Annotated in this window: 15 protein-coding genes; 13 read left to right on the top strand and 2 right to left on the bottom strand. The window is 65.7% G+C overall.

All coding sequences use genetic code 11. The annotated features are described in order from the left end of the window. Positions 1-21 precede the first annotated feature (21 nt). A complete protein-coding gene (locus tag ASC98_RS08405) occupies positions 22-984 on the bottom strand; it encodes an IS110 family transposase (protein ID WP_056806956.1) in 963 nt (320 codons plus the stop codon). A 747-nt stretch (positions 985-1,731) separates the two neighbouring features. Here ASC98_RS08405 and ASC98_RS08400 point away from each other — a divergent pair. From ASC98_RS08400 to ASC98_RS08370, 7 genes are read left to right on the top strand one after another with little or no spacing between them, the layout of a single operon-like run. Continuing rightward, a complete protein-coding gene (locus tag ASC98_RS08400; RefSeq protein ID WP_056806954.1) occupies positions 1,732-2,613 on the top strand; it encodes a BadF/BadG/BcrA/BcrD ATPase family protein in 882 nt (293 codons plus the stop codon). After that, complete coding sequence (locus tag ASC98_RS08395; protein WP_056806951.1) at positions 2,610-3,350, top strand: GntR family transcriptional regulator; 741 nt, start codon at positions 2,610-2,612, stop codon at positions 3,348-3,350. Before ASC98_RS08400 ends, ASC98_RS08395 begins: the two co-directional genes overlap by 4 nt. Beyond that, a complete protein-coding gene (nagA, locus tag ASC98_RS08390; protein ID WP_056806949.1) occupies positions 3,347-4,480 on the top strand; it encodes an N-acetylglucosamine-6-phosphate deacetylase in 1,134 nt (377 codons plus the stop codon). Before ASC98_RS08395 ends, nagA begins: the two co-directional genes overlap by 4 nt. Further along, positions 4,470-5,480 (top strand): SIS domain-containing protein, encoded by a 1,011-nt coding sequence (locus ASC98_RS08385; protein WP_056806946.1) that lies wholly within the window; start codon positions 4,470-4,472, stop codon positions 5,478-5,480. Before nagA ends, ASC98_RS08385 begins: the two co-directional genes overlap by 11 nt. After that, positions 5,477-6,964 (top strand): beta-N-acetylhexosaminidase, encoded by a 1,488-nt coding sequence (nagZ, locus tag ASC98_RS08380; RefSeq protein WP_056806942.1) that lies wholly within the window; start codon positions 5,477-5,479, stop codon positions 6,962-6,964. Before ASC98_RS08385 ends, nagZ begins: the two co-directional genes overlap by 4 nt. 30 nt (positions 6,965-6,994) lie before the next feature. After that, positions 6,995-8,293, top strand: coding sequence for an MFS transporter (locus ASC98_RS08375; RefSeq protein WP_056806940.1), 1,299 nt, complete (start codon positions 6,995-6,997; stop codon positions 8,291-8,293). A 5-nt stretch (positions 8,294-8,298) separates the two neighbouring features. Then, positions 8,299-9,243 carry a glycoside hydrolase family 16 protein gene (locus ASC98_RS08370; RefSeq protein WP_056806937.1) on the top strand — a complete coding sequence of 315 codons (945 nt, stop codon included), beginning with the start codon at positions 8,299-8,301 and terminating at the stop codon, positions 9,241-9,243. Positions 9,244-9,366: 123 nt separating this feature from the next. Here ASC98_RS08370 and ASC98_RS08365 read toward each other — a convergent pair whose 3' ends face one another. Further along, positions 9,367-10,107 carry a GntR family transcriptional regulator gene (locus tag ASC98_RS08365; RefSeq protein WP_047585611.1) on the bottom strand — a complete coding sequence of 247 codons (741 nt, stop codon included), beginning with the start codon at positions 10,105-10,107 and terminating at the stop codon, positions 9,367-9,369. Positions 10,108-10,489: 382 nt separating this feature from the next. Here ASC98_RS08365 and ASC98_RS08360 point away from each other — a divergent pair, with 382 nt between their 5' ends. The 6 genes from ASC98_RS08360 to ASC98_RS08340 all read left to right on the top strand — a co-directional run bounded on the left by ASC98_RS08360 (position 10,490) and on the right by ASC98_RS08340 (position 24,503). Next, positions 10,490-13,297 (top strand): TonB-dependent receptor, encoded by a 2,808-nt coding sequence (locus tag ASC98_RS08360; RefSeq protein ID WP_056806933.1) that lies wholly within the window; start codon positions 10,490-10,492, stop codon positions 13,295-13,297. Between the two features lie 320 nt (positions 13,298-13,617). Beyond that, complete coding sequence (locus ASC98_RS08355; RefSeq protein ID WP_157597894.1) at positions 13,618-13,980, top strand: hypothetical protein; 363 nt, start codon at positions 13,618-13,620, stop codon at positions 13,978-13,980. 183 nt (positions 13,981-14,163) lie between these two features. Then, positions 14,164-17,451, top strand: a complete 3,288-nt coding sequence (locus ASC98_RS08350; protein ID WP_056806927.1) for an FG-GAP-like repeat-containing protein — start codon at positions 14,164-14,166, stop codon at positions 17,449-17,451. Between the two features lie 91 nt (positions 17,452-17,542). Further along, entirely contained in the window at positions 17,543-21,538 is a 3,996-nt protein-coding gene (locus ASC98_RS08345) for an RHS repeat-associated core domain-containing protein (protein ID WP_056806924.1), read from the top strand. After that, entirely contained in the window at positions 21,526-21,846 is a 321-nt protein-coding gene (locus tag ASC98_RS30210) for a hypothetical protein (protein ID WP_157597896.1), read from the top strand. The genes ASC98_RS08345 and ASC98_RS30210 overlap by 13 nt, the downstream gene beginning before the upstream one ends. A 341-nt stretch (positions 21,847-22,187) precedes the next feature. After that, complete coding sequence (locus ASC98_RS08340) at positions 22,188-24,503, top strand: peptidase inhibitor family I36 protein (RefSeq protein WP_056807007.1); 2,316 nt, start codon at positions 22,188-22,190, stop codon at positions 24,501-24,503. Positions 24,504-24,591 lie beyond the last annotated feature (88 nt).

The raw sequence follows: 24,591 nt of genomic DNA, 5'->3' as shown, positions 1-24,591 counted from the left end.
CGGTAGGTTCTATGTCGCGCGTCAAGCCTTTCCGACGAGGAGAGGATTGAAAAGCTGGTCGGAGCGCCAGAGGCAGAAGGCGATGCGCAGGAGCTTGCGAGCGATGACGCAGTAGGCCTGGATCTTGGACAAGCCGCGAGCGAGGAGCTTGTCGTGGATGGCCTTGAAGAGCGGGGTGCGGCAGGCGGACATGGCGGCGCAATAGATGAGCCGACGCTCCTCGGCGTTGCCGAGCTTGGAGAGCTTGCGGGTGCCCTGGTAGGTGCCGGAGTCGCGAGGCCTGGGGTCCATGCCGAAGGCGGCGACGACGGCGTCGCTGTTGGCGTAAGACACGCGACTGAGGCGGGCGGCGACGGCGGCGCTGACCAAGGGGCCGAAGCCGTTGATTGAGCGCAGCCGTTTGCGTTGCGCCTTCAGCTGGGGCTCGCCGGCGAAGCTGAGGTTGATGAGCGCGTCGATCCGGGCGAGCATGGCGTCCAGGGCGGCGAAGAGCGTGCGCAGCGGGGTGCTGCAGTCCGGCAGGTCGGCCAGGCTCATGCGCATGCTGGCGCGCTGCTTGACGATCTGGTGGCGGCGCTGGATGAGCAGGTGCAAGCGATCTTGCAGGGCGCTGGGCGTGGTGTAGGGGTGGAACCGATGGGCCTCATTGAGGACGTAGCGTGCAATGCCGCGTGCGTCCTGCGGATCGGTCTTGCCGCGCGCGTTCTGGCTGCGCAGGTAGTGAGCGATGTGTGCGGGGTTGAAGACCCACACGGTGTGGCCTTCGGCCACGGCCAGGTCGGCCAGGCCGCGGTGATGGGAGCCGGTGGCCTCCATGCCGATGTGGCATCGCGCCGGCAGCGACTTGAGCCAGCGGGTGATGCCCGCGGGCGTATTGGGGATGGTGAGGACGGGCTTGCCCGGCTCAGCCGAGGCGATCACCAGCAGCTTGCTGCTGACGTCCGCTCCAATGGCCTTGGCGGGATCGAAGTGATGGTCTTGCATGCTTGAGCCTCGATGCATGCAGCGGCTAGACTGGCTCGGTCGGGGTGGGCGTTTGCGCTGGCGTTGGCTTGCATCTATGGGCCGTCAGCATCCCCCGCTCTCACGACCGGGGTTGCTGCGGCTGCGTTCCTCATCGACGCTCGGGCAAACGAAATGGGGAATTCACTACGGTGGTCTGTCCGCTGCTGACGGCAGATAGCCCGGATCGTCCCTCCATCCCGACACCCTCATCCGCTGCGTCTGGGGGTGCAGTCGGAACATACAAGCCCGGATGCCAATCCGGGNCTGCCGCCCACGCCGGACGAGGTGAAATGGGGAATTCACTACGGTGGTCTGTCCGCTGCTGACGGCAGATAGCCCGGATCGTCCCTCCATCCCGACACCCTCATCCGCTGCGTCTGGGGGTGCAGTCGGAACATACAAGCCCGGATGCCAATCCGGGAGCGGCGCTGACCTGCGCGCGCCGCTCCCCGGGATGTCTCCCGGGCTACGGAGAATCACGGGAGTGGCGTGCACCGGCTTGGACTGGTATCGTTACTCCGAGCCGCCCCGCAACGGGGCGGGTCCCAAAACGCGGCGCAGCCGTCGCGCTGTCTGACAATCGCATGTAAGCGATTGAATTCAAAAGAAAAATTCCTTCTCTAAGACAACTCTAATACCAATTGACTTATTGGTATTGCTGGTACTAAACTGGTTTCATCGCGGGCATCGATGCCCGTCCATGAACAACGTGCCAGAGAGCAGTCGATGATCGAATACCTGATCGGCGTGGATGGAGGAGGTACCGGCACCCGGGCCCTCGTCGCGCGCCGTGGCGGGCCGGTGCTGGGGCAGGGCGAGGCGGGTCCGTCGGCGCTGGGCCAGGGCATCGAGTCCGCGTGGCAGCAGATCGAGCTGGCGATTGCCCGCGCTTTCGATGCCGCTGCCGTTGCAAGGCCGCCCTTCGCGCAATGCGCCCTCGGCGCCGGCCTGTCCGGCATCAGCAATGCGCCGTGGCGCGATGCCTTCCTGGCGCAGAACCCCGGCTACGCGAAGCTGCTCGCCGAGACCGACGGCTTCACGATGCTGGTCGGCGCCCATGACGGCCGCCCCGGTGCGCTGCTCGCAGCCGGCACCGGCAGCATCGGCGAGGTGTGGCGTGCCGACGGCACCCGCGCCAGCGTCGGCGGCTGGGGTTTCCCGGTCGGCGACGAAGGCAGCGGTGCCTGGCTGGGCCTGCGGGCCATGCGCATCGCGCAGTGCGCGATGGACGGCCGGCTGCCGGCCGGCACGCTGGCGCGCCGCGTCTGGGCCCAGTGCGGCGAAGACGCCGAGACGCTGCAGGCCTGGTGTGGCCGTGCCGGCCAGTTCGCGTATGCCCAGCTCGCACCGGCGGTGTTCGACACCGAAGGCAGCGACCCGGCTTCGGCGCAGTTGCTCGCACGCGCGGTGGCCGAACTCGAAGCCATTGCGCACGCGCTGGACCCGGCCGGCGAACTGCCGCTCGCGGTGCTCGGCAGCGTCGGCCAGCGCCTGTCGCCCCGCCTGTCACCCGCGCTGCTCGCGCGCTGCGTCGCCGTCGCCGTCGCCGACGGCCCGGCCGCCGGCGCACTGACCCTGATCCGACGAGAGGTCGAGACCGACCGATGAGAAAACCCCTGTTCGATTTCAAGCCCGACGCGCGCGACAGCTCGCCGCTGTACGTGCAGCTGGCCCGCAAGCTGGGGCAGGCGATCCGCGACGGCCGCTACCAGGCCGATGAAGCGCTGCCGTCGGAGCGCGTGCTGTCGGAGTCGCTCGACGTGTCGCGCGTGACCGCGCGCAAGGCCATCGACCAGTTGGTCGAGCAAGGGCTGATCGTGCGCCGCCGCGGCTCGGGCAACTACATCGCGCCGCGCATCGAGCAGCCGCTGTCGCGGCTGACGAGCTTCTCCGAAGAGCTGCACCAGCGCGGCTACACGCCGAGTTCGCAGTGGCTCGAACGCAGCATCACCGCGGCGGTGCCCGACGAGCAGCTGAGCCTCGGTCTGTCGCCCGGCGCGCGCGTCGCGCGGCTCGAACGGCTGCGGCTGGCCGACGAGGTCGTGATGGCCTACGAGGTCAGCGTGCTGCCGCAAAGCGTGCTGCCGCAACCCGAGCTGGTCAACGGCTCGCTGTACGAATACCTGACCAGCACGCGCCAGGCACCGGTGCGCGCGCTGCAGCACATCCGCGCGCTGAACGCGCAGCCGCGGCTGGCCGAGCAGCTCGGCGTGCCGGTCGGGCAGGCGGTGCTGTTCATCACCCGGATCGGCTACCTGGAATCCGGCCAGGCGGTCGAGCTGACCCATTCCTATTGCCGAAGCGACTACTACGACTTCGTCGCCGAAATGAGAAGAGACGCATGAGCACCCACCTTGAAGGCAAGGTCCTCACCCCGCAGGGTTTCGTGAACGGCCGCATCGAGTTCGACGACGCCGGCCGCATCGCGCGCATCGAAGGCACGCCGATCGACGTGCGCAAGGTGCGCGACAGCGCGGCCCCGATCGTGCTGCCCGGCTTCATCGACCTGCACGTGCACGGCGGCGGCGGGCACGACATCATGGAAGGCGGCGATTCGGCCGCCCGCGTGTCGGAGTTGCATGCGCGCCATGGCACCACCGCGCTGCTCGCGACGACCATGACCGCGCCGATGGCCGACCTGGAGATCGCGTTCGCCGGCCTCAAGTCGGTGTGCGCGAGCCGCAGCCCGAAAGGCGCGCGCGTGCTGGGCGTGCACCTCGAGGGCCCGTACATCAACGGCGGCAAGCTCGGCGCGCAGCCGAACTTCGCGCGGCCGGTGCAGACCGCCGAGCTGGCGCGGCTGAACGAGCTGGCGCCGATCCGGCTGATCACGCTGGCCCCCGAGATCGCCGGCAACATGGACCTGATCGAGTCGCTGTGCGCTGCGGGTTTCCGCGTGCAGCTCGGCCACACGCTGGGCAGCTACGAAGACGGCGTCGAGGCGCTGAAGCGCGGCGCCGGCGGCTTCACGCACCTGTTCAACGCGATGAGCGGGCTGCACCACCGCGAGCCCGGCATGGTCGGCGCAGCGCTTGCGCACGCCAAGTACTCCGAGATCATTCCGGACCTGCTGCATGCGCACAAGGGCGCGATCCGCGTCGCGCTGCGCGCCATTCCGCACCTCTACTGCGTCACCGATTCGACCGCCGCCGCCGGCATGCCCGACGGCGACTACCGACTCGGCCGCCACAAGGTCACCAAGTGCCTCGGCGGCGTGCGGCTGGCCGACGGCACGCTGGCCGGATCGACCCTCACCATGGACCAGGCGCTGCGCAACCTGGTCAACGAGCTGGACATGGACCTGATCGACGCGTCGCGCCGCGTCTCCACCCATGCGGCCGACTACCTCGGCGCCTCGGACCGCGGACGCCTGTCCGCCGGTGCCTGGGCCGATGCCGTCGTGCTCGACCGCGATCTCACCGTTTCGGACGTCTATGTTGAAGGAAGCTCGATTGAACTCGCGCATGCTGGCTGAGGCCCGCGAAGCCCCCTCTGCGGTCGCACGGCAACTGGCCGAGAACGACCAGGCCTACAGCGACTTCGGTGCGCTGTTGCGCAGCAAGCCGCCGAGCTCGGTGCTGACCGTCGCGCGCGGCAGCTCCGACCATGCGGCGCATTTCATGGCCTACCTGATCATGGCGCGCATGGGCCGGCTGGTGACCTCGCTGCCGATGTCGCTGATCACGCTGTACCAGTCGCAGATCCAGTGCGACGGGCTGGCCGCGATGGCGTTCTCGCAATCGGGGCAGAGCCCCGACCTGGTCGCGCCGATGCGCTACTTCACCGACGGCGGCGCCTGCACCGCGGCCTTCGTCAACGACCCGGAGTCGCCGCTCGCGAAGGCCGCGCAGTGGGTGTTCCCGCTGCATGCCGGCGCCGAGACCAGCGTCGCGGCGACCAAGAGCTTCATCACGCAGATGGTGGCCGGCGCGCGCACGGTGGCCGCCTGGCAGGACGACCTGGTGCTGCAGGCGGCGCTGTCGGCCTTGCCGGGCGTGCTGTCGCGCGCCGCGCATGCCGACTGGACGCCGGCGGTCGATGCGCTGGTCGGTGCCGACAAGCTGTTCGTGATCGGCCGTGGCACCGGCCTGCCGGTCGCGCTGGAAGCCGCGCTGAAGTTCAAGGAGACCTGCGCGATCCAGGCCGAGGCGTTCTCGGGGGCCGAGGTCAAGCACGGCCCGATGGCGCTGATCGACGAAGGCTACCCGCTGCTGATCTTCGCGCCGCGCGGCCCGGCCCAGGCCGGCCTGCTGGCGCTGGCCGACGAGATGCGCGGGCGCGGCGCCAAGGTGCTGCTGGCCGCGCCCGGCGGCACGCCGCACGCGAACCTGCCGATCGTCGAGACCGCGTCGATCGAGCTCGACCCGATCTCGGTCGTGCAGAGCTTCTACCCGATGGTCGAGGCCCTGGCGCGTGCGCGCGGCTTCGATCCCGACAAACCGAAGTTCCTGGCCAAGGTGACGAGGACGCAATGAGCACGGTGTTCCACCCGGGGCAGTTGGTGATGGTGAACATCCAGGGCAAGACGCTGGATGCCACCACCGCGGCGTTCCTGCGCGAGCACCACCTGCGCGCGATCTGCCTGTTCCGCTGGAACCTCGGCACCGAGGCCGAGGTGCGCCAGCTCACCGCCGACCTGCGCGAGGTGATGGGCGAGCATGCGTTGATCGGCATCGACCAGGAAGGCGGCTCCGTCGTGCGCTCGACCTTCCTGCCGCAGGCGCCGGCGGCAATGGCGCTCGGCGCCGCGGCCGACGAGGCGATGGCCGAGGAGGTCGGCGCGGCGGTGGCGCGTGGCCTGGCGAGCCTGGGCATCAACTGGAATTTCGCGCCGGTGCTGGACGTCAACAACAACCCGGCCAACCCGGTGATCGCCGAGCGCAGCTTCTCGGAAGACCCGCTGGCGGTGACGAAGCTGGCCGGCGCCTGGATGCGGGGCTCGCTGCGCGAGGGCGTGGCCTGCTGCGTGAAGCACTTCCCCGGACATGGCGACACGCACGTCGATTCGCACCGCGACCTGCCCGAGGTGAACAAGTCGCTGGCCCAGCTGGAGGCGCTGGAGTTCGTGCCGTTCCGCGCGCTGCGCCGCGAGGCGCCGGCGATGATGACGGCGCACATCGTCTACCCGCAGCTCGACCCCGAGCACCCGGCGACGCTGTCGCGCCGCGTGCTGGGCACGCTGCTGCGCGAGAGCTGGGGCTACGACGGCGTCGTGATCACCGACTCGCTGGTGATGAAGGCCATCCACGACCGCTACGGCCACGACCGCGCCGCGGTGCTCGCGCTGCAGGCTGGCGCCGACATGGTGATGGCGCTCGGCTCGCAGGAAGAGCAGCTGGCCGCGATCCGCGCGATCCAGCGTGCGCAGGCGAGCGGCGAGCTGGGCGCCGCGCAGCTGGCCACCGCGAACGCGCGGCTCGACAAGCTGGCCGCCCGCTACCCGGTGCGTCACAACGACTACACGCCGGCCCAGGCCGAGCGCGACGACGACCTGATGCACCGCGCCTGGGCCGCCGGCCTGACGACGCGCGGCACGCCGCCGGTGCTGCGCCGCGACCACCGGCTGCGGGTGTTCACGCAGCGCGCGGTGCCGAGCGATGGCGTGTCGGAAGCCGGCCTGGCGGGCGCGCAGGTCGCCGACCTGTTCGGCGGCTTCGCGAGCGTCGACATGGTCGAGCTCGCGTCGCTGGCCGAGCTCGACTGGTCGACGATCCCGCGCGACGGGCGCCTGAACGTCATCGTCTCGAACCACCGCGACCGCTACGACGCACGCGCAAAAGCCTGGCGCGCCGACCTGCACGTCGTGCTGTGGAACCCCTACCAGGCGCTGGACATCCCGGCGCCCGCCGTCATCACCTGGGGCTATGCCACCGGGGCGCTGGTCGCGCTACGCGACTGGCTCGAACGCCGCACCACCGCACCCGGGCGTTCGCCGGTGCGGCTGGACACCCGTCGCTGATCGCCACTGAAGTTCCTGGAGTCCTGCCGCATGTCCACCGCCGCCGCGAAGCGATCACCGATGTTCTGGGTGCCCAGCCTGTACTTGGCGCAGGGGCTGCCATTCTTCGCGGTGAATCTGATTGCCCAGCAGATGCTCATCAGCATGGAGGTGCCGAACGCGTTGATGACGCGTTGCCTCGGCGTGTTGAGCATTGCATGGGGCATCAAATGGTTGTGGAGTCCGTTCCTGGAGTTGGCGCCGAGCAAGAAGTCCATCGTCGTGACGTTCCAGCTGATCGGCTGCGGTGGGCTGGCGCTGGTGGCATTCGCTTTGCACCTTCCGATTTTCCTCGTGGTGTGCATCGCTGCACTTGGATTGGTGTCGCTTGCGTCTGCGACGCACGACATCGCGTCGGACGGCCTGTACATCGCGAGCCTGGACAAGAAACAGCAGGCCGCATACGCCGGCTGGCAGGGGGCCTTCTTCAACGTAGCCCGCTACATCTCTGCAGGCGGGCTGATGGTGCTTGCTGACGCGATGGAGAAATCGCAAGGCGTCGTGAGCGCGTGGAGCACCATCTTCGCGGTGCTGTCCGGTGCGATGCTCGTCATCGGCCTCTACAACGCGTGGGCGCTTCCCGGTACACGCAATGTCGTGTCCAGCGACAAGTCGACCGCCGACGTCGGGCGCACGCTGTGGCACGTGATCCAGGAGTTTTTGCGCAAACCCGGCGTCTGGCTGGCGATAGCGTTCATCATTCTGTTCAGGGCGAGCGAGGGTCAGGTGCAGACCATTGGTCCGATCTTCCTTCGTGCCGCGCGCGACGTAGGTGGTTTGGGCTTGTCGACAGGTGAGGTCGGCTGGGCCTACGGCACCGCCGGCACCATCGCGTTCATCGCCGGCAGCATCGTCGGCGGCTACTTCGCCGCGTGGCTGGGGCTGAAGCGCGCGATGGTGTGGCTGATCCTCGCGATGAACCTGCCGAGCGTCGCGTTCGTGTTCCTCAGCACCGCGATGCCGACCCACTTCGCCGTGATCGCCGCCGCGCTGAGCCTGGAGATGTTCGGCTACGGCTTTGGCTTCGTCGGTGTGATCCTGTACCTGATGCAGGTGGTGTCGGTGGGCCGCTACCAGACGGCGCACTACGCGATCGGCTCGGGCGTGATGGGGCTGGGCATGAGCCTGTTCCGCACCATCAGCGGCGACATCCAGGTGGCCCTCGGCTACCAGAACTTCTTCCTGTGGGGCCTCGCGTGCGCGGTGCCGGTGCTGATCCTCGCGCGCTTCGTGCCGTTGGAATCGAAGCCGGTCGAACCCGCGGCCCCGGCGCAGGTGGCCGAGGCCTGAATGCGATGACGACGCGCCGCCTGTCACTTGCATGCGTCATCGCCGGCTCGTTGCTGGCGCTGGCGGGCTGTGCCGTCGCGCCGGCTCCGGCATCGGACGCCGGCGTGTTCTTCGACGATTTCAGCCAGCCGAGCGTGGCCGCGCTCGCCGCCGGCGGCTGGACGGTGCGCGACCAGCGCGGCCACCCCGGCATCGAGGGTGCGGGCTGGGGCGCCGGTGCGTTGTCATTGGTCGACGACCCGGCGCAGCGCGGCAACCGCCTGCTGCGGCTGACCGCACGCACCGACGGCACACCGGCCGGCACGACGCAGGCCCAGCTGTGCCATGCGCGGAAATATCTCGAAGGCACCTACGCCGCGCGCATCCGCTTCAGCGACGCACCGGTGCGCGGGCCCGATGGCGACGTGCTGGTGCAGACCTTCTACACCGTGAGCCCGCTGCGTTTCGCCTACGACCCCCAGTACAGCGAGATCGACTGGGAGTACCTGCCGAACGGCGGCTGGGGCGATGCGCGCACGCGGCTCTATGGCGTGACCTGGCAGACGGTGCGCCTCGACCCATGGGATGCGTACAACCAGCCGCTGCAGCACGTCGACGCGCTCGGCGCGGCCGGTGGCGGCTGGCACGTGCTGATGATGCAGGTGGCCGGCGGCAAGAGCCGCTTCTTCCTCGATGGCCGCCAGCTCGACGAGCACGGCGGGCGCAACCACCCGGTGGTGCCGATGGCGATCGCCTTCAGCCAGTGGTTCGTGCCGGCGGGCCAGCTGGCCGGTGTCTCGGCACCGCGTGCGTATGAAGAGGACGTCGACTGGGTCTACCACGCCCGCAACCGCGTGATGACGCCCGCCGAGGTGGAGCAGGCGGTGCAGGCGTTGCGCCGCAGCGGGCAGACCGCCATCGACACCGTGCCGGCGGCCGAGCCGCCGCTCACCTCCACCTGCGACTTCTGAGGTCACGCCGTGCAGTACGCGCCCATTCACATGACCGCTTGCAGCACGAACCCTCGTAGCCCGGATGCCAATCCGGGTCGGTGCCGCCGAAACGCGACCCGGATTGGCATCCGGGCTACGTGCTCAGCCGGCGTTCAGCTCGGCGACGAAGTCGTACATGTCGCCGCGGTAGAAGCTCTGCGAGAGCTCGATCGCCCGGCCGTCGCGCAGGTAGCCGAGTCGCTCGACCAGCAAGCCCGCATCGCCGACGTTCGCCTCCAGCAGCCGCGCCTGTTCGGCATTCAGCAGCAGCGCCCGCAGCCGCTGCAGCGCGCGCACCGGGCGGTTGCCCTGCTGCTCGAGCGCCGCGTACAGCGAATCGCCGACCGCCTCGAGCGAGGGCAGGCAGCTCGCCACCACGGTCGCGATCTCGATCGCCATCGGCGCGTCGTCGGCATAGCGCAGCCGGTTGAAGCGGTAGACCTGCGCGCCGGGGCTCAGCGCGAGCTTCAACGCCTCTTCGGGGGTCACCGTGCCCTGCGAGCGCTTCAGCCACACGCTGTGCGGGCGGCTGCCGCGGGCGCGCATGTCCTCGGAGAACGAGGTCAGCTTCGCGAAGTTCTTCTCGACGCGCGACGACACGAAGTTGCCCGACCCCTGCCGGCGCACCAGCCAGCCTTCTTCGGCCAGCCCCTCGATCGCTCGGCGCACCGTGATGCGCGAGACCGCGAAATCCTCGGCGAGCTGGCGCTCGGAGGGCAGCGCGTCGTCGGGCCCCAGCACGCGGCGCTCGATGGCTTCGCGAACTGCACGCTGCAGCTGTTGGTACAGCGGCAGGCTGTGATTCGGGTCCAGCGGCTTCAGCACCTGGGCCAATGTGGTCATGCAAACCCCTTTTGTTTTGTCCGGCCGACAGGCCGGGTTGCGGCGATCTCTCAAGGGTAGATGTGGATCGACCATACCAATTCAATACAAGAGGTCCGAAAGGACCGCACGAATGACAGTTTGGGTGGCCGCCAGACCGCACTTTACATCAGTGGTTACCCCGCTGTTGCAGGCCTCGGACGCTATTGCAATCGTGTGAAATTGGTAGCATAGTGGCCTCTAGTGGTAGCTTACTGGTACTAGAACTGGCATCAAAAGCGTCACGGTTCTCGGGGGAAGGAGCTGCAGTCCACTTCCCAGGTGGTCTGCAGATGAGGTCCCAGGTTTCCTAACAGGCCGAATCAGTTTCGGCGGCCCATTAACCCAGGCAACAGAGGCAGACATGAAAGCTAAAAGGACTCCCATCGCATCGGCGGTCGCGCTTGCATTGATGAGCGCGATGACCGCGGCCCATGCACAGGACGCCGCGCCGGCCGCGGCCGCGGCCGCGTCGGCACCGCAGGCTGCCGAGGCCGCTTCGGCGCCCGCGGCGACCGAGAAGCCGGTCGAAGCGGCAGCCCCGGCAAAGGGAGCCCAGAACCTGGAGGCCGTGATCGTCACCGGCATCCGGGGCTCTCTGCAGCAATCGCTGAACAAGAAACGCAATGCCGATTCGGTGGTTGAAGTCATCACGGCAGAAGACATCGGCAAGATGCCCGACAAGAACGTCGCCGATTCGCTGCAGCGCATCCCGGGCGTCAACATCAGCTCGGCCGGTGCCGGCGAAGGTGGGTTCGACGAAGCCGACCGCGTGAGCCTGCGGGGCACCAACCCCAGCCTGACGCAGACGATGATCAATGGCCACATGGTCGGCTCCGGCGATTGGTTCGTGCTGAACCAGGTCGGCACGGTGGGTCGCAGCGTCAGCTATTCGCTGCTGCCGTCCGAACTGGTCGGTGCCGTCGTCGTGAACAAGAGCTCGCGCGCCGACCTGGTCGAAGGCGGCGTCGCCGGCACGGTCGACATCCAGACCCGCAAGCCGCTGGACTTCAAGAAGCAGCTGACGCTGGAAGCGACGGCTGGTGCGGTGTATGCCGACCTGCCGGAGAAGACCGATCCGCAGTTCAACGCGCTGTTCAACTGGAAGAACGAGGCCAACAACTTCGGCGTGCTCGTCCAGGGCTTCTCGGAGAAGCGCCACCTGCGTCGCGACGGGCAGGAAATGCTGGGCTACACCGCCATCGCACCGGGAAGCAAGATCGCGCTGTCGAATCCCGATCTTGCGGGTGTCCTGTACCCGAACGGCATCGGCTCGGCCCTGTTCGAGCAGGAGCGCAAGCGCGAAGGCGCGTTCATCGACCTGCAGATCAAGCCGACCAACGACCTGACGCTGGACCTGAGCGGCTTCCGTTCGAAGATGGAAGCCACCAACTACAACCGCAACTACCTGATCTTCCCGTCGAAGATCCTGGACGGCGGCAATGGCCAGGCGCCGGATCCCGGCTACGTGATCCGCAATGGCACGCTGGTGTCGGCCAACTTCACCAACATCGGTGTGCCCGGCCAGACGCCATCGCAAGACAAGCAATACGGCATCGTCGACCAGATCTACCGTCCGGGTGCGAATGCCGTCAGCGACTTCTACAACCTCGATGGCAAGTGGAACGTCAACGACAAGCTGACGCTGATGAGCAAGATCGGCACGTCCAAGGGCAAGGGCGAAACACCGAAGCAGGCGGTCTACGAGCAGGACATCCTGAACACCGGTGCCAGCTACACGCTGCATGGCATCGGCTCGCCGGCAGATGCCGCCTTGCCGGGGATCAATCAGGGCACCTTCAGCGTCCCGGGCCAGACGCGGCTCGACTGGGTCTTCGGCGCCAGCCCGGCTGCGACGAAGGACAAGGAGAACTGGGGCCAACTCGATGGGGAATACGCCCTGGAGGCCGGAACCGTCACCGGGCTGAAGTTCGGTGCGCGCTTTGCCGAGCACACGCGTGAGTCGACCTGGACTGCACAGGGGCCTTTGGGTGATGTTGCGACTCTGCCGCTCCCCGCCTGGAACGGCACCACCTATCCCGGCAACTTCGGCGGTGGCCTGGGTGGTGGCAACTTCCCGCATGCGCCGTGGCAACTCGATCCGGCGGCCCTCGAAGCCTGGGGCGATCAGTATTCGAACCGCGATCCTCTGGCGCGCCAGTACTGGCCGGGCGAGTTCTCGATGCGCGAGAAGAACACCGCGGCGTACCTGATGGCCAGCCTCGAAGGCAACCACTGGAGCGGCAACGTCGGCGTGCGCGTGGTGCGCACCAACGAGAACGTGACACAGAACGTCGCCATCACCGGAGTTGCAGATCCGACGACCGTTCCTGGAGCGATCACCACCTCGGCTTTCGGCCCGTTCTATCGCAAGGAGATCACGAACACCTACACGGACGTGCTGCCCAGCCTGAACCTGAAGTACGACCTGTCGAAGGACCTGGTGGCCCGCTTCGGCCTCGCCAAGACCATGGCGCGCCCCGACTACAGTGCGCTGGCAGGTTCGGTGAGCCTGGACGACACCACTCACAACGGCAGCGGTGGCAATCCGAACCTGGAGCCGATCCGCTCGACGAACGTCGATGTGGGCCTGGAGTGGTACTTCGCGCCGCGTTCGCTGTTGTCTGCCGGCCTGTTCTACATGGACCTGAACAACTACGTCAGCTACGGCAAGTCGCAGTTGCAGTACCTGAACATCAAGACGGGCGCGTACGAGACCTACAACGTTTCGTCGCCGACGAACAGCAGCGGCAAGGTGCAAGGCTTCGAACTCTCGTACCAGCAACCGATCGGCGCCGGCTTCGGCACCATCGCGAACTACACGTACGCCGATGCCGAGGAAACCGGTGGCGGGCCGCTGGTGGGTGCGTCCAAGAACACCTACAACCTGACCGGCTACTACGAGAACGACAGCTTCAGCGCCCGCGTGAACTACAGCTTCCGCTCGAAGTTCTACAACGGCCTGGACCGCAGCACGGCCCAGTACCAGGACGACACCGACAACGTGTCGGCGTCGATCGGCTACAAGATCAGCGACAACCTGACCATCACGCTGGACGGGATGAACCTGAACAACCCGAAGCTGAAGTACTACGCGAACAACCCGGACCAGCCGACCGCGTTCTACGTGAACGGCCGGCAGTACTACCTGTCGCTGCGACTGAAGATGTAATTGCAGAGGACGTCGAGAACAGCATCGGCCCCGCGAGGGGACCGGTGATGGGGATCAAGGGTGGGGCGGCGATGCCTCGCCCTTTTTTTATTTGTGCCTTCGTCGCGAGGACCAACCATTGAGTTGTTGACAGCGATGAGCCCGATGTCCAAATTGATGACAACGTGAACTCGGAATGTTTGCTGCAGGGTGGCGTGAAGCCGCTGACGATGCGAAGCGTTTGCCAAAAGGGGGGCGCGTGAGCTAATCTGCGCCGCGACCAAAAAGAACGAAATCCCACAACAAAGAGGGGTCGACCGAGTCGACCTGCGGAGGACATCATGATTTCAGCGCGGCTTGTTTCCCCGAACCGTCGACTTCACAAATTCCTTGGTTCAATCGCGCTGCTGCTCGCGGCAACGCTGAGCTCTCCGGTTGGAGCGTGGGATGGACTTGCGAGTGGCAAGGTGACATCCATCGACGTCACCGGCGGAAGCAACTACGGCTTTCGTGTCGTGCTCGACGGCGGGACGCAGATGTGTGCCGGCGGAACCACGTGGGCATTTCTGAACGAGACCGACAGCAACTACAAGACTTACGTGGCTGCGCTGATGGTGGCCAAGGTTCAAGGAACCAGCGTGAGGCTCTTCACGACGACCGAAGGGGGCTTCTGCCACATCGGGTACATCTCGATCGCGCAATAGGCCGCATCAGCAGCGCACGTTCCGGTGGCGCTGCCTTGAAGTACTCCGCTCACCCCGAGGCTCTGTCCGCCTCGTCCCATCTCCAATGCGCCCTTTGGCGCCACTCCCTTAGTGACAACCATGCGTCATCCAACTGTATGCGCGGTCCAGCGGGTACTCACGCGCATGTCGTGTGTTGCCCCCTTGTTCTTCGCCGCCGCGGCGGCGCAGTCGCAAGTGACCGTTTCCAACGGCGGTACCGCCAGCTACGAACACGCGATCGCGGTACCGCCGGGCATCGGGGGCTTGGCACCGCAGCTGGGCCTGTCGTACTCCAGCGGTGACCGGCACAACGGCGTTGTCGGCTATGGCTGGTCTCTGCGTGGCCCGTCCACCATCACCCGCTGCGCCGCGGTGCGCGCGACCGACGGTGTGCACGTCAGCGTCGGCTACACCGCCAACGACAAGTTGTGCCTGGACGGCGAACGCCTGATCCCGCTCGATGCATCGGGCAACGCGGTGGTGGGCGCCGGCAAGGGGGATGCCGCCGGCCTGTCGGCCGGCGGCTACCGCGAATACCGCACCGAGCGCGACAGCTACTCGCGCATCCGCGCCTATGGCATGGCCGATGGCACCAACGCTGCATCGGGGCCGGCGTGGTTCCGCGTCTGGACCAAGAGCGGCCGCATCGTCGACTACGGCAACAACCCGCAGAGCTCTGACGCCAACACCAACGCAACCATTGGTGCGTACTACCCACCCGGCCAGACGGTGCGCTATGCCGATCTGTGGGCCAGCTCGCGCATCGCCGACATCTTCGGCAACCACGTCGACTTCAAGTACGCGCAGCGCGATGTCACTGCCGGAACGCAAAGCTCAGCCTATGCAAAGGGACATGAGTGGTACCTGGCCGAGATCCAGTACAGCAACAACAAGGTGATCTTCAACTACACCGATCGCGTCGGCGGGCCATTGCAGGACATCAGCGAAGACCTCCGTGGAGGTGTCACCAAGCGCATCAGTGCTCAGCGGCTCGCGTCGATCACGACGTACACCAATGCGCCGAACACCGGCAGCCTCGGGGTGACAACCGGCGCCGTGGCGATCGCGACGACGCAGCTGGGCTATCAACCCGGGCCAGTGACCAAGCGCTCCCGCCTTGCCGGCATCTGGACCTGCGCCGGAGATGCCACCAGCACGAAGTGTCTGCCCTTAACTCAGTTCAGGTACTCGGCCGGTGGCAATGGCGAGTACCAGGCGGCAAATTTCAACCTTGCGTCGACGGTGATCTTCAACACGGGACGTTTCGACAGCCCGCTGGGCCAGCGCCTTCCCACCGGGATCTTCACCGCAGATTTCAACGGTGATGGCCGCACCGACATTCTCCATTGGGAGTCCTCCCCCGCGAACAACCGGCTGTACTTCAGCAACGGCGACGGCAGTTTTTCCGAGGCGCCGCTGTTCAACATCAAAGACAGGCGGTTGGCTGGCGGCGGCAGCGAATGCGTTCGGACCATTCTGCGGGATTTCGATGGCGACGGGCTCGTCGACGTGCTGGCGTATTCGGATGCCAGCGGGCAGCAGCCGGCCGCCTGCGGACCCGCCACTCCGTCGGTGCTTTACAAGAACCGCGGCGACGGCAGCTTCGACAAGCAATCGCTCGCGAATGTGAACCTGGCCATTCGCGAGGCCTTCGACAAGGAGTTCGTCGGCGGAACGATCTGGGGCGCCGGCGACATGTTCTACATCGTCGATGTCGACGGCGACGGGCAACTCGACTTCGTGACAGTACACCGCGATGCTCGCGACGTTGACCATCGGATGGACCCGCTGGTGGACAAGCCCTGCGACACCGTCTGCACGCGCGTGTTTCGCAACGAAGGCGCCAACGGGTTCCGCGAGATCCCGACCAACATCAGCCGGTTGTCGCTGTACCCGTCGAACCCGGCGCCAATGCGCGATCTGGTACTCGATGTGGACAATGACGGCCTGCCCGATCTCTTCGATGCGCGCCCCTGGTCCGGTCGCACGGAGGTGCTGCGCAGCCGCGGTGACGGCAACTTCGACCAGATCCTGGTGGCGCCCAGCGTCATCATGGACAGCTTGGCCATTCCGTTCGACTACAACGGCGATGGCCGCACCGACCTGCTGATGCAGGGCTATCAGTGGCCCTGGCTGATGGTGCTTGGCGACGTCGACAAGAAGCTCTCGACTGCGGCCATATCGTCCAATCCGACCAGTGAAGGCCGGCCGTTCATCGACATGCCTGCTCGCTTCGGCTCCGGCATGGTGCCGATGGACATGGACGGCGATGGCAGGCAGGACATCCTGATGCTCTACGTCAATGGGTCCTCGCGCACCGCGCTGTACCTGAGCATGGGCAACGGCAGCTTCGTCGAGTCGACCGACTTCAACCTGACCGATGTGCGCCTGCGTCCGCTGGACAACAGTTTTCTGCCGCTCGGCTCGTTCGTAATCGGCGACTTCACCGGCCGCGGCAATGCCGAATTCCTTCGGCTCACAGACTCCGGCAACACGCTGTACGTCAAGAAGGACCCGAGCCCGCCGGACCTGCTCATCGGCGTCACGAGCGACACCGGCGCCGCCACCAGCTTGACTTATGTGCCCTTGAGCAATCCTCAACTGCCGGGCGACCCGCTCGGACCGCGCTATGCCAGCGACCTGCGGACGGCGAACGCAGCCGCGCTGCCCAGGATCGACATCACGCCGTCGAGCTACGTCGTGGCTACGTTGCAGACCGACAACGGCGCGGGCGGCACTGTCAAATCCGAGTACAGCTACCAGGGCCTGAAGGCAGACACCACCGGCCGCGATGCGCTGGGCTTCCGCGTCGTGCGGCGTCAGACCGTTGCGCCCAACGGCGCGCCGCGCACCAGTGAAGTCGTCATTGCTCAAGACTTCCCCTACATCGGGTTGCCATTGAGCACGTCGGTCCACCGCAGTGCCTTGAACAGTGTGTCGTCCAGCAACCTGCTGTCCCGCACGACATCGGTCTACTGCGATCAGACCGCCGCCGCCGGCGCTGAAGCAGCAGCCATTGCAAGTGGTTTGCCTTGCACGTCGAGTCAGGTCATCAAGCGTCCATACACCCCACGGTCGCGCAGTACGGGCGTCGATCTTCAAGGTGTCGCGTTGCCGACGGTGATCGTTCAGACCGCCGTCAATCCCAATGGGGATCCGATGCAGACCACCACGACGACCAGTTTGACCAACAGTCCGTCCAATACGTACACGCAGATCGCCACCAACCAGTATTGGCCGGACAACACCGGTTGCGCCGACACGCAGACGTGCGCGTGGATCTTGAGTCGCGTCAAGCAGAACACCGAGCGTGCGACATCGCCTGGCTCGATCCTGCCAACGTCGGCGGGGACGGCGCAGGACGCGACCGCCACGGCGGGCACTTCGGCGAAGCCACCGGTGAGTCCCGCGCTGATCAGCCTCATCCTGCAGTTGCTGCTGGACGACTGATCGACCTGAACGCTTCGTCAAGAGGCATGCAGCAACACCAAAAAAATTGCCACCCGAAGGGTGGCGCGACATTTGCCCCGAGGGAAGCCCCGTGACCGGACTCACCCAGATCAAGACATCGGCCGCCACCCAGCTTGCCCGGCTCCTGCCGTTGGGGCTGGCGCTGGCCGCCTGCCTGCCCCACGCCATCGCGCAGACCCGATCGGACCTGCCTGGCAACCCCTTGGACTACACGCGCACCACGAGCGCGACCTACAACGCGAACGGAACCCTGCAAAGCTCCACGGTCGAGCCAGGCATCGCGCCGCTGTGCGTCACGACGAGCTATGTGCGCGATACGGTGATTGGCAACATCACCGATACGACAGTGGCGAATTGCCCAGGAGCGGGTGGGCGCGCCTTGTTCGCGACTCGCACTGCGAAGGCCGACTACGACGGCGGATCCCAGGGCATCACGACGAACGGGTCATTGACACCCAATGTGACCGTGACGGTCCCCGGCGGGCTCTTCGTCAGCAGCTCGCAGAACGCGCTGCTCCAGTACGACCAGCGCTTGTACGACCCGCGTTTCGGTGTGGCCACCGAGGTGAAGGACATCAACGGGCTGACGTCCAGTGTGATCGTCGACGACTTCGGTCGCACGATCAAGCGGAAGCTTCCTGACGGCACCAGCACGCTCACGTGGCATTGCATCACCGGCGCAGGGCTCGACACCAGCAGCAACACGGTGATTGCTGGCGTTGCCTGCCCCACACCGGCTGCCAATGAGCAGCCCTTGCTCGCCATTCGTTTCACGCACAGCGAAGCGCGGGATGCAAACGGCGCAAAGATGAGCGCCTTCACTCGCACCTACTACGACAAGCTGGGCCGCGCGATCCGCGCCTCGACAGAGAGCTTCGACGGCCCCAACCAGCCTGCCGGGCGCAGCGGCACAGTGATCGTTGCCGATACGGTGTACGACGCCAACGGCACGAAGGTGATGGAGACCCAGCCGTATTTCCTCGCGAGTGGCTCGGCGGCGACCGGCGGCAGCAACAGCGTCGGCGTGGTGCTGACCGTGGTGGATGAGCTGGGCCGCACGGCTGCCGTCTACACCGCCAACCCCAATGCGGCTGCATCGCAAGGCCGGAATTTCGGTGGCAGCGGTCCGGTGGGCTATGGCAGCTATGGCTATCTGCTGGCGTCGTCTACCACCTATGCTTACGACGGATTGGTCACGACCACCACCAACGACAAGGGCCAAGTGCGAACGGAGGAGAAGAGCGCACGTGGCGACGTCCTGCGTGTGACGGACTCCACCGGCGCTCAGATCGCCTACCTGCCAGATGCATTCGGCAACGTCGTGAAGACGCTGGACGCTTTGCAGAACAGCGTGGTCGTGCTGTATGACCTCAGGGGGCGGAAAGTGGAGTTGCGCGACCCGGACAAGGGCGTCATCAGCTACTGCTTCGATCCGCTCGGGCAACTCAAATCGCAGCAGAACTCGAAGATGCGTGGCAGCCACACAGCTGCAGCCTGTCCTGAAAGCAACGACAGCGGAATCACCGCCACGGCAATCGCCGGTTGGACGACGCTGGCCTACGACAAACTGGGCCGCCTGACGCAGCGCATCGAGCCCGAGTTCTCCAGCACCTGGAGCTACGACCGCTATGCCGGCGGTGCAGACTGCAACAAGGGAGCCGGCAAGCTGTGCGAGGTGGTGACGAGCAACGGAGTCGACAAGAAGGTCGCCTACGACAACCTGGGCCGTGAGCTGAGCAACCGCACCGACGTGAGTGGGGGTCCCAGCTTTGCCAGTGCCGTGAGCTTCGACGCCACTACCGGCAGGCTGTCGACCAAGACGTTCCCGACCGGGCTGCAGATTGGCTACAACTACAGCGTGCGTGGCTTCCTGCAAAGCTTGTCGCTGAAGACTGCGGCCACGGTGAACCCGTTGCCTGATGCACAGGGCCAGGTGGCCGCGAGCAGGAGCCTGCCGGCCAACACCGTGCTGTGGCAGGCCAACGTGGTGGATGCGCGCGGCAGCATCGAGCAGGACCGCCTGCTGAACAACGTCATCGGCGTCACCACGTACGAAGTGGCGACCGGCCACGTGCTCGCGGTGAATGCTGGCGTGGGCGGAGGCGGTGCCGTGTTGAGTCACCAGTATGTCTGGGACAGCGTCAACAACCTGAAGAGCCGCATCGACAACAACGGCGACGGCATGGGCGCAGCGGTGAGCGAGACCTTCGGCTACGACGGGCTGAACCGTCTGACGCAGTACACCGTGGCGGCGCCCGCGATCCCGCAACTGAGCCGCAGCGTGGACCTGAAATACAACGCGTTGGGCATGTTGTTGAGCAAGGGCGACGTGGGCAACTACGCCTACGGTCCGCAGGGCTCGAATGCGATGCAGCCGCATGCCCTGAAGACACTCAACAGTACAAGCTACGGCACCGACCTGAACGGCAACGTGACCGGTGCGAGCGGCGGCAAATACACGCAGCTCGCGTACACCAGCTTCGACAACGTCGATACCGCCACCGGTTCGGGCGCGCAATACAGCTGGCAGTACGACGAGATGCACGCGCGCATCCGCGAGACTCGTGTGTCCAGCGGCAACACGCGGGTGCTCTGGTATCTGCACCCGGACAACGTGGGTGGACTGGGTTTCGAAAGTGCGATCGACAGCAGCCCCGCGACGCAGAGCAACCGGCACTTCATCAGCGCGGGTGGCAAGGTGGTGGGTGTGCTGGTATCGACCGGCGCTACGCAGGCGTTGGCTGCCGGGCAGTTGGCGCCGACGAAGCTGGATTTCATCGGGTTGACCAAGGTCGAGTACTGGCACAAGGATCACTTGGGCAGCCTGAGCGCGACGACCGATCACCTTGGCAACGTGACGCAGCGCTACGCGTACGACCCCTTCGGCAAGCGACGCTACACGAACGGGCGGTACGACGAATTCGGCAACGTGGTGGTGGATTGGAATCCGGCAGTCAACTACGGCACCGCGCGTGGCTTCACTGGCCATGAGGAGCTGGACGACATTGGCCTCGTCAACATGAACGGGCGGCTGTACGACGACACCGCAGGCATGTTCATCCAGGCGGACTCGAATGTCACCAATCCGCTAAACCTGCAGAACTACAACCGCTACGGCTACGTGCTGAACAACCCGCTGAACGCGACGGACCCGAGCGGGTTTGACACGGACGGGAAGGAATACCGGCACGAAGGAGGCGATCCGCAGTGGGATGCAATAAGAGAGTTCCTGCGGGCGCTATCGGGCATTGCCAATGCATTCGGCGGGAGCAGTGGGGGCACCGCGAAATCCGATGGCAGCGGATCGGATGGGCGCTCGGGCGATACGACACCGCAGGACGGCGACAAGAAGGGCGGCGCCGCAGGTAATGGGAACAAGCCAGTCAGGGCACCCTTTGACCCGGATTGCGGACGGTCCAGTGCAAATGTTTGTGCGGTGATACCCGTTAGTGGAGAAGCGGCCGTGCGCGAGCAGGAACGCCGGGAGGCTCGCCAAAACGCGGCGGGCAGTAAGGGTGTTGACTGGGCAAAAAAGGCAGACGAAGCTGAGGCCATTGCCGCAGCATATGTGAGTGAGCATCCAATCTTGGAGGAGTTCACGCATCAGGGTGCAAATTCTATGGAGGCGGCAAAGGTGTATCGCCTTATGGCGGATATTGACAAGGGTGAGCTTTCCACTCAGTCAAAAGTTGCTATATTTCAAGCGGCTGCTACGATTTTTGCCGGAAAGCTTGGTAACGGGCTGTCGGCGAAAAATTTTCCCGCTGTGGGTAAGCAAGTCAGTCAGAAGCAGTACCGGCATGTCGAGGGCAGGCGGGAATATCGCGGGGGAGGGTATCTGGCTAGTAAAGAGGATGCTCAGGCCGTTCTTGATGCATATCATTCCGGTAATGCAACAGTACTCGGTCAGTCACAGCAAGGATTCCCAATTGTTCGGGTGGAATCTGTTTCCGGAACTAATGTGAACGCTAACAAGGGGATTTCGGGCGAGCCTACGAATGTTTTTATGATCAAAGGAACTGCCAGTCCCAGTGTTGTTCCAATGAAGCCTGATTGGATGCCATGATGAATAAAATATCCATAGATTTGTGGAATGAGGCTGTAATTAATTTAGTGGATGCCCTTTTGGGTGCCGTTTCTTCGAATTTTCGAATGGTCGTCCTGTCAGATGGGGGAAGTGATGGTTGGTTGTTGAAATTCCATCTCGAAGACGAAGATGAATTGGATCGAGAGGAGATTTCTGACGTCGGATCTGAGTTCGAAGTCCGCTATGGCTCGGCGGTTAAATATAAGATTGAAATTGTCATTGGAGCAGGGGATTTGCCTTGGGCAGAGGCGCCAAGCAGGGTTGTGTACAGAAGAAGGGAGAGCTGACCGGCTGAATGATGGATCTCTTCTGCTCTGTAGTCGCCCGTAGCCACTTACACCCCGCCACAACCCCGCACCGTTGTTTCGGGTTTCCCTCTATCGCCCAACACACGATCTGCCGTAATCTCACGCCTTGGAATCGGTTCCAAGTGGCCTGAAGAGCAACTACAGCCGTCAAATCCCGCCGCAAACATCCACCGCACCGGTTCCTCAGGCGGCGGGCGCAGCCTCTGCGCCCGTGAATTCCGCCAGCCCCGCCGGGCCGGCCTTTGACGGAGATCGACATGTTGACTTCAACAGGGATGCACCGCGTCCCCCGCCCGCGCGCGACCCGCGCCGGGGCGTGGGTGACGCTCTTCTTGTGGGCTTGCACCGCGCTGCTCGCGGCCATCGCCCTTCCGGCCCGCGCGGCCGACTACACCCAGGGCGTCGCCGTCTCGGGCAGCACCGCGACGATCTGGTTCAAGTCCAGCGTCAGCACGACCTGGGTCGACGCCCACTACACCGTCAACGGTGGCGGCCAGCTGAACGTGCGCATGACCTACTCCAGCGCCAACGCGCGCTGGGAGCAGGCCGTGGGCAGCGCGGCGCAGGGCACCGTGCTCGGCTACTCGTTCACCTACAACAACGGCAACCCGGCCTATGACACGCCGGCGTTCAGCTACACCGTCGGCGGCACCACCCCGCCGGTCGACCCGGTGCCCACCGGCATCGCCTGCTTCTACGAGAACGCCAACTACGCCGGCGCCGTGACCTGCGCCGATGCCGACAGCAGCTGGGTCGGCGGCACCTGGAACGACCGCTTCTCGTCGGTGAAGGTGCGCGCCGGCTACAAGGTGCAGCTCTTCAACGACATCAACTACGGTGGCGGCTCGGTCACGCTGACCGGCGACACGCCGAACCTCGGCACGGTCGGCTTCAACGACCTGGCCTCGTCGTTCAAGATCACGACCAACGGCACGACGCTGCCGACCTCGGACACGCCGGACTTCGGGCCGAACGTCTCGATCTTCGAGCCGTCGACGCCGATCGACACCATCCGCACCAAGGTCAACAGCGCGTTCGACTCGATGAACAAGAGCTCGACCGCCCAGTTCGGCGGCCAGCGCTTCACCTTCCTGTTCAAGCCGGGCACCTACAACGACCTGTGGATCAACCTCGGCTTCTACACGACGGTGGCCGGCCTCGGCCAGAACCCGGACGACGTGCGCTTCCAGAACGGCGCGCTCAATGTCGACAGCGGCTGGAACCTCGGCGACGAGAAGAACGCGACGCAGAACTTCTGGCGCTCCGCCGAGAACCTGTCGATCGTCCCGAACGGCGGCACCAACCGCTGGGCCGTCTCGCAGGCCGCACCGATGCGCCGCATCCACGTGCTGGGCAACATGACGCTCGGTCCGTCCAACATGGACGGCGGCCAGGGCTACGCCAGCGGCGGCTACATCGCCGACAGCAAGATCGACGGCCAGATCAGCTCCGGCTCGCAGCAGCAGTGGTACACGCGTGACAGCAACCTCGGCAGCTGGACCGGTGGCGTCTGGAACATGGTGTTCTCCGGCGTGCCGGGCGGCCCGGCCGCGACCACCTTCCCGTCGCCGGTCTACACCGTGCTGGGCACGACGCCGTTCTCGCGCGACAAGCCCTACCTGTACATCGACGGCGCCGGCAAGTACCGCGTGTTCGTGCCGTCGCTGCGCACCAATGCGTCCGGCGCGAGCTGGGCCAACGGCGCGACCGCGGGCACGTCGATCCCGATGAGCCAGTTCTACGTGGCCAAGCCGTCCGACAGCGCCGCGACGCTGAACCAGGCGCTGGCGCAGGGCCTGAACCTGTTCTTCACGCCGGGCACCTACCAGCTGAACGACACGATCCGCATCACGCGGGCCAACACCGTGGTGCTGGGCCTGGGCTTCCCGGCGCTGGTGCCGGTGGGCGGCGTGGTGCCGATGAGCGTGGCCGACGTCGACGGCGTCAAGGTCGCCGGCCTGCTGTTCGATGCCGGCACCGTGAACAGCCAATCGCTGCTGACGGTCGGCCCGACGGGCGCTGCGAACAACCACGCGGCCAACCCGATCAGCATCCACGACATCTTCTTCCGCATCGGCGGCGCGGTGTCGGGCAAGGCGACCAACAGCCTGATCGTCAACAGCCACAACACGATCATCGATCACATCTGGGCCTGGCGCGCTGACCACGGCATCGCCGCGACCGGCTGGGGCATCAACACCGCCGACACCGGCGTGGTCGTGAACGGCAACGACGTGCTGGCCACCGGCCTGTTCGTCGAGCACTACCAGAAGTACGAAGTGATCTGGAACGGCCAGAACGGCAAGACGATCTTCTTCCAGAACGAGTTCCCGTACGACCCGCCGAACCAGGGCACCTGGCGCAGCGACGCACTGGGCTACGCGGCCTACAAGGTGGCCGACTCGGTGACGACGCACGAGTTGTGGGGCGGCGGTGCGTACTGCTTCTTCAACATCAACCCGCAGATCCACGCCGGTCGCGGCTTCGAGGTTCCGGCCACGCCGGGCGTCAAGCTGCACAGCGTGATGACGGTCTCGCTCGGCGGCGTCGGCGTGATCGACCACGTGGTCAACAACACCGGCGGCCCGGCACAAGGCGTGTCGACGATCCCGGTGAACGTGATCAACTTCCCGTGATGCCCCGGCCCGGGTTCGCGCCCGGGCCGTGACCTGTTCCGACGACGGCCCGCCGCTGCAAAGCGCCGGGCCGTTCTTCATGGGGCCC

The organism is Rhizobacter sp. Root1238 (genome assembly GCF_001425825.1).
Classification (GTDB): domain Bacteria; phylum Pseudomonadota; class Gammaproteobacteria; order Burkholderiales; family Burkholderiaceae_C; genus Rhizobacter.
This window is presented reverse-complemented; position numbering and strand designations above follow the sequence as displayed.